Source organism: Azospira oryzae (assembly GCF_004217225.1).
GTDB lineage: Bacteria > Pseudomonadota > Gammaproteobacteria > Burkholderiales > Rhodocyclaceae > Azospira > Azospira oryzae.
The window spans coordinates 1,970,551-1,980,731 of sequence record NZ_SHKM01000001.1 but is presented as its reverse complement, the minus strand read 5'-3'; the positions used below and the strand labels follow the sequence as shown (position 1 = coordinate 1,980,731).

General features: G+C 59.5%; 22 protein-coding genes. All 22 read left to right on the top strand.

Annotated features, from left to right (window positions below):
* Positions 1-741, top strand: a 741-nt coding sequence (locus EV678_RS09125) for an elongation factor Tu (RefSeq protein ID WP_130459235.1), incomplete at its 5' end; no start/stop codon positions are given.
* A 53-nt stretch (positions 742-794) separates the two neighbouring features.
* The gene (rpsJ, locus tag EV678_RS09120) at positions 795-1,106 is read left to right on the top strand and encodes a 30S ribosomal protein S10 (RefSeq protein ID WP_014235480.1); all 312 of its coding nucleotides are present in this window, start codon (positions 795-797) and stop codon (positions 1,104-1,106) included.
* Between the two features lie 109 nt (positions 1,107-1,215).
* Positions 1,216-1,854, top strand: coding sequence for a 50S ribosomal protein L3 (gene rplC / locus EV678_RS09115; RefSeq protein ID WP_014235479.1), 639 nt, complete (start codon positions 1,216-1,218; stop codon positions 1,852-1,854).
* Positions 1,855-1,863: 9 nt separating this feature from the next.
* Positions 1,864-2,484 (top strand): 50S ribosomal protein L4, encoded by a 621-nt coding sequence (rplD, locus tag EV678_RS09110; RefSeq protein WP_014235478.1) that lies wholly within the window; start codon positions 1,864-1,866, stop codon positions 2,482-2,484.
* Positions 2,481-2,777: a 50S ribosomal protein L23 gene (rplW, locus tag EV678_RS09105; RefSeq protein WP_014235477.1), complete on the top strand. Its 297-nt coding sequence runs from the start codon at positions 2,481-2,483 to the stop codon at positions 2,775-2,777. The genes rplD and rplW overlap by 4 nt, the downstream gene beginning before the upstream one ends.
* A 4-nt stretch (positions 2,778-2,781) precedes the next feature.
* Positions 2,782-3,609, top strand: coding sequence for a 50S ribosomal protein L2 (gene rplB / locus EV678_RS09100; RefSeq protein ID WP_014235476.1), 828 nt, complete (start codon positions 2,782-2,784; stop codon positions 3,607-3,609).
* Positions 3,610-3,622: 13 nt separating this feature from the next.
* A complete protein-coding gene (gene rpsS, locus EV678_RS09095; protein ID WP_014235475.1) occupies positions 3,623-3,898 on the top strand; it encodes a 30S ribosomal protein S19 in 276 nt (91 codons plus the stop codon).
* Between the two features lie 10 nt (positions 3,899-3,908).
* Positions 3,909-4,238 (top strand): 50S ribosomal protein L22, encoded by a 330-nt coding sequence (rplV, locus tag EV678_RS09090; RefSeq protein WP_014235474.1) that lies wholly within the window; start codon positions 3,909-3,911, stop codon positions 4,236-4,238.
* A gap of 9 nt (positions 4,239-4,247) precedes the next feature.
* On the top strand, positions 4,248-5,084 hold the full coding sequence (gene rpsC, locus EV678_RS09085) for a 30S ribosomal protein S3 (protein ID WP_130459234.1): 837 nt from the start codon (positions 4,248-4,250) through the stop codon (positions 5,082-5,084).
* A complete protein-coding gene (gene rplP, locus EV678_RS09080; RefSeq protein ID WP_014235472.1) occupies positions 5,071-5,484 on the top strand; it encodes a 50S ribosomal protein L16 in 414 nt (137 codons plus the stop codon). The genes rpsC and rplP overlap by 14 nt, the downstream gene beginning before the upstream one ends.
* 3 nt (positions 5,485-5,487) lie before the next feature.
* Positions 5,488-5,682, top strand: a complete 195-nt coding sequence (gene rpmC, locus EV678_RS09075; RefSeq protein ID WP_014235471.1) for a 50S ribosomal protein L29 — start codon at positions 5,488-5,490, stop codon at positions 5,680-5,682.
* Complete coding sequence (gene rpsQ / locus EV678_RS09070) at positions 5,679-5,945, top strand: 30S ribosomal protein S17 (RefSeq protein WP_014235470.1); 267 nt, start codon at positions 5,679-5,681, stop codon at positions 5,943-5,945. Before rpmC ends, rpsQ begins: the two co-directional genes overlap by 4 nt.
* Before the next feature lie 161 nt (positions 5,946-6,106).
* Complete coding sequence (gene rplN / locus EV678_RS09065; protein ID WP_014235469.1) at positions 6,107-6,475, top strand: 50S ribosomal protein L14; 369 nt, start codon at positions 6,107-6,109, stop codon at positions 6,473-6,475.
* Between the two features lie 9 nt (positions 6,476-6,484).
* A complete protein-coding gene (rplX, locus tag EV678_RS09060; protein WP_014235468.1) occupies positions 6,485-6,802 on the top strand; it encodes a 50S ribosomal protein L24 in 318 nt (105 codons plus the stop codon).
* 9 nt (positions 6,803-6,811) lie between these two features.
* Positions 6,812-7,351, top strand: coding sequence for a 50S ribosomal protein L5 (gene rplE / locus EV678_RS09055; RefSeq protein WP_014235467.1), 540 nt, complete (start codon positions 6,812-6,814; stop codon positions 7,349-7,351).
* Between the two features lie 7 nt (positions 7,352-7,358).
* Positions 7,359-7,664 (top strand): 30S ribosomal protein S14, encoded by a 306-nt coding sequence (gene rpsN, locus EV678_RS09050; protein WP_014235466.1) that lies wholly within the window; start codon positions 7,359-7,361, stop codon positions 7,662-7,664.
* A gap of 15 nt (positions 7,665-7,679) precedes the next feature.
* On the top strand, positions 7,680-8,075 hold the full coding sequence (rpsH, locus tag EV678_RS09045) for a 30S ribosomal protein S8 (RefSeq protein WP_014235465.1): 396 nt from the start codon (positions 7,680-7,682) through the stop codon (positions 8,073-8,075).
* Positions 8,076-8,084: 9 nt separating this feature from the next.
* Entirely contained in the window at positions 8,085-8,615 is a 531-nt protein-coding gene (gene rplF, locus EV678_RS09040) for a 50S ribosomal protein L6 (RefSeq protein ID WP_014235464.1), read from the top strand.
* 12 nt (positions 8,616-8,627) lie between these two features.
* Positions 8,628-8,981: a 50S ribosomal protein L18 gene (gene rplR / locus EV678_RS09035; protein ID WP_130459319.1), complete on the top strand. Its 354-nt coding sequence runs from the start codon at positions 8,628-8,630 to the stop codon at positions 8,979-8,981.
* Positions 8,982-9,010: 29 nt separating this feature from the next.
* Positions 9,011-9,535, top strand: coding sequence for a 30S ribosomal protein S5 (rpsE, locus tag EV678_RS09030; RefSeq protein ID WP_014235462.1), 525 nt, complete (start codon positions 9,011-9,013; stop codon positions 9,533-9,535).
* 3 nt (positions 9,536-9,538) lie between these two features.
* Positions 9,539-9,721, top strand: coding sequence for a 50S ribosomal protein L30 (gene rpmD / locus EV678_RS09025; protein WP_014235461.1), 183 nt, complete (start codon positions 9,539-9,541; stop codon positions 9,719-9,721).
* A gap of 1 nt (position 9,722) precedes the next feature.
* Positions 9,723-10,157 carry a 50S ribosomal protein L15 gene (rplO, locus tag EV678_RS09020; protein WP_014235460.1) on the top strand — a complete coding sequence of 145 codons (435 nt, stop codon included), beginning with the start codon at positions 9,723-9,725 and terminating at the stop codon, positions 10,155-10,157.
* Positions 10,158-10,181 lie beyond the last annotated feature (24 nt).

Genomic DNA, 10,181 nt, shown 5'->3' with positions numbered 1-10,181 from the left:
GAAATGGAAGTGCGCGAGCTGCTCTCCAAGTACGACTTCCCCGGCGACGACATCCCCATCGTCAAGGGCTCCGCCCTGAAGGCTCTGGAAGGTGACCAGTCCGACATCGGCGAACCCGCCATTCTGGCTCTGGCCGACGCTCTGGACAGCTACATCCCCACCCCCGAGCGGGCTGTGGACAAGCCCTTCCTGCTGCCCATCGAAGACGTGTTCTCCATCTCCGGCCGCGGCACCGTGGTGACCGGTCGTGTCGAGCGCGGCATCGTCAAGGTCGGCGAAGAAATCGAAATCGTGGGTATCAAGCCCACCACCAAGACCACCTGCACCGGCGTGGAAATGTTCCGCAAGCTGCTGGACCAGGGTCAGGCTGGTGACAACGTGGGCGTGCTGCTGCGTGGCACCAAGCGTGAAGAAGTCGAGCGCGGCCAAGTGCTGGCCAAGCCCGGTTCCATCACCCCCCACACCCACTTCACTGGCGAAGTGTATGTTCTGTCCAAGGACGAAGGTGGTCGTCACACCCCGTTCTTCAACAACTACCGTCCCCAGTTCTACTTCCGGACCACTGACGTGACCGGCGCCATCTCCCTGCCCGAAGGCGTGGAAATGGTCATGCCTGGTGACAACATTCAGATGACCGTGAAGCTGATCGCCCCGATCGCCATGGAAGAAGGTCTGCGCTTCGCTATCCGCGAAGGCGGCCGTACCGTCGGCGCCGGTGTGGTTGCCAAGATCATCGAGTAATTTTTACATTCGGGGCGGGCTTTCACCCGCCCCATCGCTCTTTGGGAAATATCATGCAAAACCAGAAAATCCGTATCCGTCTGAAGGCCTTCGACTACCGCCTGATCGACCAGTCCGCTCAGGAAATCGTTGAAACCGCCAAGCGTACCGGTGCTGTGGTTCGCGGCCCCGTGCCCCTGCCCACCCGCATCCAGCGTTACGACGTGCTGCGTTCCCCGCACGTGAACAAGACTTCCCGCGATCAGTTCGAGATCCGGACCCATCTGCGCCTGATGGACATCATCGATCCGACCGACAAGACTGTTGATGCTCTGATGAAGCTCGACCTGCCGGCTGGTGTTGACGTCGAAATCAAGTTGCAATAAGCGACTGGTTGCGTATATAATCCACCGCTTTTCCGCGGGCGACTCCGTTTGGTGTCGCCCATTTTGACTTACTTGTCGGCCAATCGCAGCCGGCATTTGGAGAATAACCATGAGTCTAGGCCTTGTTGGGCGCAAGGTCGGCATGACGCGCGTGTTCACTGATGACGGTGCTACCGTCCCGGTGACTGTGCTGGACGTGTCGAACAACCGTGTGTCCCAGATCAAAACGCCTGAAACCGACGGCTATGCCGCCGTTCAGGTGACTTTCGGCAAGCGTCGTGCCTCCCGCGTCAACAAGTCTCTGGCTGGTCATCTGGCCAAGGCTGGTGTTGAAGCTGGGCACGTGCTCAAAGAATTCCCCGTGACCGCTGAGCAGCTCGCTGGCCTGAAGGCTGGCGATCAGATCGCTGTCACCATCTTCGCTGTTGGCCAGAAGGTCGATATCACCGGCACCTCCCAGGGTAAGGGGTTTGCCGGCGCTATCAAGCGTCACAACTTCAGCTCCAACCGCGCCAGCCACGGTAACTCCGTGTCTCACAATGCTCCTGGTTCCATCGGTATGGCGCAGGATCCGGGTCGCGTGTTCCCGGGTAAGCGCATGGCCGGTCACCTGGGTGCTGTGAAGAGCACTGTGCAGTGCCTGGAAGTGGTTCGGGTCGACGTCGAGCGCCAGCTGCTGCTGGTGAAAGGCGCTGTTCCCGGCTCCAAGGGCTCCGACGTCATCGTGCGTCCGGCAGTCAAGGCTTAAGGGGGCGTGATGGAACTGAAAGTTATCAACGAAAACGGTCAGGAAGCTGCCAAGCTGCAGGCTTCCGATGCCCTGTTCGGCCGCGAGTACAACGAAGCGCTGGTGCACCAGGTGGTTGTTGCCTATCAGGCCAACGCCCGTAGCGCCAACCGCAAGCAGAAGGATCGCTCCGAAGTCCGGCACACCACCACCAAGCCCTGGCGCCAGAAGGGTACCGGTCGCGCGCGTTCCGGTAGCAATGGCAGCCCGCTGTGGCGCGGAGGCGGTCGCATTTTCCCGAATTCCCCTGAGGAGAACTTCTCCCAGAAGGTGAACAAGAAGATGTACCGCGCTGGTCTGGCTTCCATCCTTTCCCAGCTGGTCCGTGATGACCGTCTGGCCGTGGTGGAAAACCTCTCTGTCGAGGCTCCCAAGACCAAGCTGTTCGCCCAGAAGATCAAGGGCATGGGCTACGAGTCCGTGCTGGTGATTACCGATTCCCTGGATGAGAACGTCTTCCTGGCTTCCCGCAACCTGCCCAATGTGCTGGTTCTGGACGTTAGCGAAGCCGATCCCGTGTCCCTGGTGCGCTTCCCCAAGGTCCTCGTGACCAAGGGCGCTGTGGCCAAGTTTGAGGAGCTGCTGGGATGAGCCAAGAACGTCTGCTGCAGGTGCTGCTGGCGCCGCAAATCTCCGAAAAGGCGACTTTCATCGCCGACAAGAACGAGCAGGTGGTTTTCAAGGTTGCCTCCGACGCAACCAAGCCGGAAATCAAGGCTGCTGTCGAGCTGCTCTTCAAGGTGCAGGTCGAGTCCGTTCAGGTGGCCAACGTCAAGGGCAAGGAAAAGCGCTTCGGTCGTTTCATCGGCCGCCGCAAGAGCTGGAAGAAGGCTTACGTCAGCCTGAAGCCGGGCCAGGAAATCAATTTCGCGGCCGGGGAGTAAGAACATGGCATTGATCAAAGTTAAACCGACTTCCGCCGGCCGCCGTGCCGTCGTGAAGGTCGTCAACCCCGATCTGTACAAGGGTAAGCCGTTCGCCGGCCTGCTCGAGAAGCAGACCCGCGGTTCCGGTCGTAACAACAACGGTCGCATCACCGTTCGCCACAAGGGCGGCGGTCATAAGCAGCACTACCGTGTTGTCGACTTCAAGCGCAACAAGGACGGCATTCCGGCCAAGGTTGAGCGCCTCGAGTACGATCCCAATCGTTCCGCCAACGTGGCTCTGCTGTGCTACGCCGACGGCGAACGCCGTTACATCATTGCCCCCAAGGGTATGGTGGTCGGCCAGCAAGTGATCTCAGGCTCCGAAGCTCCGATCAAGTCCGGCAACGCCCTGCCGATTCGCAACATTCCGGTGGGTAGCACCATTCACTGCGTGGAAATGCTGCCCGGCAAGGGTGCTCAGCTGGCTCGCGCCGCTGGTACTTCAGTGCAACTGCTGGCTCGTGAAGGCTCTTACGCTCAGCTGCGTCTGCGCTCCGGTGAAATCCGCCGTGTGCACGTCGAATGCCGTGCCACCATCGGTGAAGTCGGTAACGAAGAGCACTCCCTGCGTTCCATCGGTAAGGCCGGTGCCATGCGCTGGCGCGGTGTTCGTCCGACCGTTCGTGGCGTGGTCATGAACCCGGTTGATCACCCCCACGGTGGTGGTGAAGGCCGTACCGCAGCTGGTATGCATCCGGTTAGTCCTTGGGGTACCAAGACCAAGGGTTATCGTACCCGTCGTAACAAGCGCACGAACTCCATGATCGTGCAGCGTCGTCACAAGCGTTAAGGGGTAGAGATCTATGGGACGTTCTGTAAAAAAGGGCCCGTTCGTCGATGCCCACCTGCTGAAGAAAGTCGACGCCGCTCGTGCTGGCAACGACAAGCGGCCGATCAAGACCTGGTCTCGCCGCTCCACCGTGCTGCCGGATTTCGTCGGTCTGACCATTGCCGTGCATAACGGCAAGCAACATATTCCGGTGTATGTCACCGAAAACATGGTCGGCCACAAGCTCGGCGAATTCTCCCTGACCCGTACTTTCAAGGGTCATACCGCCGGCAAGAAGGCGAAGAAGTAAAGGAGTGCAAATGGAAACTCGTGCTATTTTGCGCGGCGTCCGCCTCTCCGCCCAGAAGGGTCGCCTCGTGGCTGACCTGGTTCGCGGTAAGCCGGTGGGCCAGGCGCTCAACATCCTGGGCTTTGCTCCCCAAAAGGGCGCAAAGATCGTTAAGAAGGTTCTGGAGTCTGCCATCGCCAACGCCGAGCATAATGACGGCGCCGATATCGACGAACTGAAGGTCAAGACCATTCACGTCGAGCAGGGTACGTCTCTGAAGCGCTTCACCGCTCGGGCGAAGGGTCGTGGCAATCGCATCATCAAGCAGACCTGCCACATTTTCGTGACCGTCGGGAACTGAGGAAGAGTTATGGGACAGAAGATTAATCCTACCGGGTTCCGCCTCAGCGTGAACCGTAACTGGGCTTCCCGCTGGTACGCGAACAGTCAGAACTTCGCCACCATGCTGAACGAAGACATCCGGGTCCGTGACTACCTCAAGAAGAAGCTGGCACATGCGTCCGTCGGCCGCGTTCTCATCGAGCGCCCCGCCAAGAACGCCCGCGTCACCATCTTCTCCGCCCGTCCGGGCGTGGTTATCGGCAAGAAGGGCGAAGAGATCGACAACCTGCGCGCCGAACTGCAGCGCATCATGGGTGTGCCGGTCCACGTCAGCATCGAAGAAATCCGCAAGCCGGAACTCGATGCCCAGCTGATCGGAGACTCCATCGCCCAGCAGCTGGAAAAGCGGATCATGTTCCGTCGTGCCATGAAGCGTGCCATGCAGAACGCCATGCGTCTGGGTGCCCAGGGCATCAAGATCATGAGCTCCGGCCGTTTGAACGGTGCTGAAATCGCCCGTACCGAATGGTACCGCGAAGGTCGTGTGCCCCTGCACACCCTGCGCGCCGACATCGACTACGCTACCTCCGAAGCCCGCACCACCTACGGCATCATCGGTATCAAGGTCTGGGTGTTCAAGGGTGAAATGTCCGCCAACGGCCAGCCCGCTGTCGTGGCTCCGGAAGCCGGTGCCGACGAGCAGCGCAAGCCCCGTCGCTCCGCCAAGCCTGGCGAAGGTGCTGACAAGCCCAAGACCACTCGTACTGTGAAGGCCAAGGCTGAAGGTGAGGCCAAGGCTGCGGAGGGCGACAAGGCCCCCGCCAAGCGCGTAAGAAAGGCAGGTAACAACGATGCTGCAGCCTAATCGCAGAAAATACCGCAAGGAGCAGAAGGGCCGTAACACCGGTCTGGCTACCCGCGGTGCCAAGGTTAGCTTTGGTGAATTCGGTCTCAAGGCCATCGCCCGCGGGCGTCTGACTTCCCGTCAGATCGAAGCTGCGCGTCGTGCCATGACCCGTCACATCAAGCGGGGCGGCCGTATCTGGATCCGCGTGTTCCCGGACAAGCCCATTTCCAAGAAGCCTGCCGAAGTCCGTATGGGTAACGGTAAGGGTAATCCGGAATACTACGTGGCTGAAATTCAGCCGGGTAAGGTTCTGTACGAGATGGACGGTGTGGATGAGGCTCTGGCTCGCGAGGCGTTCGCCCTTGCTGCTGCCAAGATCCCCTTCGCTGTCACCTTCGTGACCCGTCAGTTGGGGTAATCCATGAAAGCCAATGAGTTGAAAGCGAAGAGCGTCGAAGAGCTGAACACGGAGCTGGTTGAGCTCCTGAAGGCCCAGTTCAGCCTGCGCATGCAGGCTGCGACGCAGCAGCTGGCCAATACCAGCCAGCTGAACAAGGTGCGCAAGGATATTGCGCGTGTTCGTACCTTTATGCGTGAAAAGGCGGTACAGCAATGAGCGAGACCACCAGCATCAAGCGTACCCTGATCGGTCGCGTGGTCAGCGACAAGATGGAAAAGACCGTCACCGTCCTGATCGAACGTCGCGTGAAGCACCCGGTTTACGGCAAGATCGTGACCAAGTCCAAGAAGTATCACGCGCACAACGAAAACAACGAAGCCAAGGCTGGCGACCTGGTGGAGATCGAGGAAACCCGTCCTCTGTCCCGCACCAAGGCCTGGCGCGTTACCAAGCTGCTGGAAAAGGCAACCATCATCTAATGATGGGCAAGCCCGAAAGGGCTTGCGCGTTTTCTCAGGAGCGTGTACTATCCCGCTTCTTCGAGGTGCCCGGTGTCAGCCGGGCTCCTTTGTTTTAGTTCCTCCCCCCTTCGGGGTCCAAGACTGCCTGCGATCCGTTGCGGGAAAAGTTGGAGTTAATAATGATTCAGATGCAGACGATTCTGGACGTCGCCGATAATACCGGTGCGCGTTCGGTGATGTGTATCAAGGTCCTGGGCGGCTCCAAGCGTCGCTATGCGGCCGTTGGTGACATCATCAAGGTGTCCATCAAGGACGCCGCTCCCCGTGGTCGCGTGAAAAAGGGTGATGTGTATAACGCCGTGGTGGTTCGTACCGCCAAGGGCGTGCGTCGTCCCGATGGCTCGCTGATCAAGTTCGACAACAACGCGGCGGTGCTCCTCAATGCCAAGCTGGAGCCCATTGGTACCCGTATCTTCGGGCCGGTTACGCGCGAATTGCGTACCGAGCGCTTCATGAAGATCGTGTCCCTGGCGCCCGAAGTGCTGTAAGGAGCGGTGATGGAAAAGATTCGCAAGGGTGACGAGGTTGTCGTCATCGCCGGCAAAGACAAGGGCAAGCGCGGTACCGTTGCTCGCCGTGTCGATGCCGAGCATGTGGTGGTCGAGGGTGTGAACCGTGCCAAGAAGCACGTCAAGCCCAATCCCATCAAGGGCGTGGTTGGTGGCATCGTCGACAAGGACATGCCCATTCACATCTCTAACGTCGCGCTGTTCAATGCTGCGACCCAGAAGGCTGACCGCGTTGGCTTCAAGATTCTTGAAGACGGCAAGAAAGTGCGCGTGTTCAAGTCCAATGGCGAAACCCTGGACGCTTAAGGAATAGTCATGGCGCGTTTTTTCGACTACTACAAAGCTAGCGTGGTGCCTGAGCTGACCAAGCAGTTCGGCTACAAGTCCGTTATGGAAGTGCCGCGCATCACCAAGATCACCCTGAACATGGGTGTCGGCGAAGCTGTTCAGGATAAGAAGATCCTGGAAAATGCCGTCGGCGACATGCAGAAGATCGCTGGTCAGAAGCCCGTTGTCACCAAGTCCCGCAAGTCCATCGCTGGCTTCAAGATTCGTGACGGCTACCCCATCGGTTGCATGGTCACCCTGCGTGGCCCCCGCATGTTCGAGTTCCTGGATCGCCTGATCACCGTTTCCCTGCCCCGCGTGCGTGACTTCCGCGGCGTGGCTGGCAAGGGCTTCGACGGCCGTGGCAACTACAACATGGGTGTGAAAGAGCAGATCATTTTCCCCGAAATCGAGTACGACAAGATCGATGCTCTGCGCGGGATGAATATCAGCATTACCACCACCGCGAAGAGCGACGAGGAAGCCAAGGCCCTCCTGTCTGCCTTCAAGTTCCCCTTCAAGAATTGAGGCGATAATGGCAAAACTGTCACTCATCAATCGCGAAGAGAAGCGTCGCGCGCTCGTGGAAAAGTACGCTGCCAAGCGTGCTGCCCTGCAGGCCGTTATCGACAATCAGAGCCTTTCTGACGCCGAGCGCTTCGAGGCTCGTCTGAAGCTGCAGGCACTGCCGCGCAATTCCAGCCCCGCCCGTCTGCGCAATCGTTGCCAAGTAACTGGTCGTCCGCGCGGTGTTTTCCGCAAGTTCGGCCTGTGCCGCAACAAGCTCCGTGAAGCCGCCTTCAAGGGCGAGATTCCCGGTATGACCAAGGCCAGCTGGTAAGCAGGAGGAATAAAGATGGCTATGAGCGATCCGATCGCGGACATGCTGACCCGCATCCGCAACGCCCAGCAGGCCGAGAAGGCATCCGTAACGATGCCCTGCTCCAAGCTGAAAGTGGCGATTGCCGACGTCCTTAAGGGCGAAGGTTATATTGATGATTTCGCCGTGCGCGAAATCGAAGGCAAGGCTTCTCTGGAGATTGCCCTGAAGTACTACGCCGGCCGCCCGGTTATTGAGCGCATCGAGCGCGTCTCCCGGCCTGGTCTGCGTGTTTACAAGGGCAGCCAGGATATTCCGCGTGTTATGAATGGCCTGGGCGTGGCAATCGTGTCCACCCCCAAGGGCGTCATGACCGACCGCAAGGCACGCACCCAGAACGTGGGTGGCGAAGTCCTCTGCATCGTTGCGTAAGGGGGAACCATGTCCCGTGTAGGTAAGAATCCGATTTCGCTGCCCAAGGGTGTGGAAGTTGCTCTGGGTGAAGAGATCTCCGTCAAGGGCCCCCTTGGCGTGCTGAAGCTGAAGGCCAACCCGGCTGTGGTCGTGAAGGTCGAGGGCGAGCAACTGGTTTGCTCCCCGGTGGAAGGCGTTGAAGGTGCTGGTGCTCTGTGGGGCACCATGCGTGCCAATCTGAACAATATGGTGACCGGTGTTACCAAGGGTTTTGAGCGCAAGCTGACGCTGGTCGGCGTGGGTTACCGTGCTCAGGCCCAGGGCGACACCCTGAACCTGACCCTCGGCTTTTCCCATCCGGTGGCCCACAAGATGCCTGCTGGCGTCAAGGTGGAGACTCCGAGCCAGACTGAAATCCTCATCAAGGGTGTGGACAAGCAGGCGGTGGGGCAGGTAGCGGCTGAAGTTCGCGCTTATCGTAAGCCTGAACCCTATAAGGGCAAGGGCGTGCGGTATGCCGACGAAGTGGTCGCGCTCAAGGAAACCAAGAAGAAGTAAGGTGGCGAAATGATTGACAAAAAACAGTCGCGCTTGCGTCGTGCCCGTAAAACCCGGGCCAAAATCGCCGAGCTGAAGGCCGTCCGTCTGTGCGTGTTCCGCACCAACAGCCACATCTATGCTCAAGTTATTTCTCCCTGCGGGTCCAAGGTTCTGGCTGCTGCCTCTTCCCTGGAGCCTGAAGTGCGCAAGGATCTGCCGAATGGCGGCAATGTGAATGCTGCTGCCACCATCGGTAAGCTCATCGCCGAGCGCGCCAAGAAGGCGGGCATCGAGCAGGTCGCTTTCGACCGTGCCGGCTTCCAGTACCATGGTCGTGTCAAGGCCCTGGCTGAAGCCGCACGCGAAAACGGTCTGAAGTTCTGATCGGCCTGAAGGAAAGTTCGAGGTTAATTATGGCAAAACCGCAAACCAAGAAGCCCCAGCAGGCAGACGAGCGCGACGACGGTCTGCGCGAAAAAATGATCTCCATCAACCGCGTCACCAAAGTGGTGAAGGGCGGCCGGATTCTGGGCTTTGCTGCCCTGACCGTGGTGGGTGATGGCGACGGCGGCGTTGGCATGGGCAAGGGCAAGTCCCGCGAAGTGCCCGTTGCCGTGCAAAAGGCAATGGACGAAGCCCGTCGCAAGATGGAAAAAGTCAGCCTGAAGAACGGCACCCTGCAGCACGCCGTTGTTGGTAAGCATGGTTCCTCCACCGTTCTGATGATGCCCGCTGCCGACGGTACCGGCATCATCGCCGGCGGTGCCATGCGCGCCGTGTTCGAAGTGATGGGTGTGACCAACGTCGTGGCCAAGGCTCACGGCTCCACCAATCCTTACAACATCGTCCGTGCCACTCTGAACGGCCTGCTGGCGATGAACACTCCGGCGGAAATTGCTGCCAAGCGCGGCAAGTCCGTTGAAGACATCCTGGGGTAAGAAATGGCTGAGAAGACTATCAAGGTTACGCTCGTCAAGAGCCTGATCGGCACCAAGCAGGACCACCGCGCCACCGTGCGCGGCCTGGGCCTGCGCCGGCTGAACTCCTCTTCCGTGCTGCAGGACACGCCTGCTGTGCGCGGCATGATCAACAAGGTTTCGTACCTGCTGAAGTGCGAGGGCTAACATGCAACTGAATACCATCAAGCCCGCAGAAGGCGCCAAGCACGCCAAGAAGCGCGTCGGTCGCGGTATCGGCTCCGGCCTGGGCAAGACCTGTGGCCGTGGCCACAAGGGTCAGAAGTCCCGTTCCGGCGGCTTCCACAAGGTTGGTTTCGAAGGCGGTCAAATGCCTCTGCACCGCCGTCTGCCGAAGCGCGGTTTCGTCTCCCTGACGAATGCCCGCAACGTGGAAGTTCGTCTGTCCGAGATCCAGGGTCTGCCTGTCGACGAGATCGATCTGCTGGTACTGAAGCAGGCCGGTCTGGTGGCTGGCAATGCACTGTCCGCCAAGGTCATCCTGTCCGGTGAGATCAGCCGCAAGGTTGCGCTCAAGGGCGTGGGTGCCACCAAGGGTGCCAAGGCCGCCATCGAGGCTGCCGGCGGCTCCGTGGCTGAGTAATCGTTTCTAACGTAGCGCGAGGAA

Excerpts from the sequence above, each read along its gene's own strand:
- rpsJ (WP_014235480.1), top strand. The coding sequence starts at position 795 with ATGCAAAACCAGAAAATCCGTATCCGTCTGAAGGCCTTCGACTACCGC.
- rplC (WP_014235479.1), top strand. The coding sequence starts at position 1,216 with ATGAGTCTAGGCCTTGTTGGGCGCAAGGTCGGCATGACGCGCGTGTTC.
- rplD (WP_014235478.1), top strand. The coding sequence starts at position 1,864 with ATGGAACTGAAAGTTATCAACGAAAACGGTCAGGAAGCTGCCAAGCTG.
- rplW (WP_014235477.1), top strand. The coding sequence starts at position 2,481 with ATGAGCCAAGAACGTCTGCTGCAGGTGCTGCTGGCGCCGCAAATCTCC.
- rplB (WP_014235476.1), top strand. The coding sequence starts at position 2,782 with ATGGCATTGATCAAAGTTAAACCGACTTCCGCCGGCCGCCGTGCCGTC.
- rpsS (WP_014235475.1), top strand. The coding sequence starts at position 3,623 with ATGGGACGTTCTGTAAAAAAGGGCCCGTTCGTCGATGCCCACCTGCTG.
- rplV (WP_014235474.1), top strand. The coding sequence starts at position 3,909 with ATGGAAACTCGTGCTATTTTGCGCGGCGTCCGCCTCTCCGCCCAGAAG.
- rpsC (WP_130459234.1), top strand. The coding sequence starts at position 4,248 with ATGGGACAGAAGATTAATCCTACCGGGTTCCGCCTCAGCGTGAACCGT.
- rplP (WP_014235472.1), top strand. The coding sequence starts at position 5,071 with ATGCTGCAGCCTAATCGCAGAAAATACCGCAAGGAGCAGAAGGGCCGT.
- rpmC (WP_014235471.1), top strand. The coding sequence starts at position 5,488 with ATGAAAGCCAATGAGTTGAAAGCGAAGAGCGTCGAAGAGCTGAACACG.
- rpsQ (WP_014235470.1), top strand. The coding sequence starts at position 5,679 with ATGAGCGAGACCACCAGCATCAAGCGTACCCTGATCGGTCGCGTGGTC.
- rplN (WP_014235469.1), top strand. The coding sequence starts at position 6,107 with ATGATTCAGATGCAGACGATTCTGGACGTCGCCGATAATACCGGTGCG.
- rplX (WP_014235468.1), top strand. The coding sequence starts at position 6,485 with ATGGAAAAGATTCGCAAGGGTGACGAGGTTGTCGTCATCGCCGGCAAA.
- rplE (WP_014235467.1), top strand. The coding sequence starts at position 6,812 with ATGGCGCGTTTTTTCGACTACTACAAAGCTAGCGTGGTGCCTGAGCTG.
- rpsN (WP_014235466.1), top strand. The coding sequence starts at position 7,359 with ATGGCAAAACTGTCACTCATCAATCGCGAAGAGAAGCGTCGCGCGCTC.
- rpsH (WP_014235465.1), top strand. The coding sequence starts at position 7,680 with ATGGCTATGAGCGATCCGATCGCGGACATGCTGACCCGCATCCGCAAC.
- rplF (WP_014235464.1), top strand. The coding sequence starts at position 8,085 with ATGTCCCGTGTAGGTAAGAATCCGATTTCGCTGCCCAAGGGTGTGGAA.
- rpsE (WP_014235462.1), top strand. The coding sequence starts at position 9,011 with ATGGCAAAACCGCAAACCAAGAAGCCCCAGCAGGCAGACGAGCGCGAC.
- rpmD (WP_014235461.1), top strand. The coding sequence starts at position 9,539 with ATGGCTGAGAAGACTATCAAGGTTACGCTCGTCAAGAGCCTGATCGGC.
- rplO (WP_014235460.1), top strand. The coding sequence starts at position 9,723 with ATGCAACTGAATACCATCAAGCCCGCAGAAGGCGCCAAGCACGCCAAG.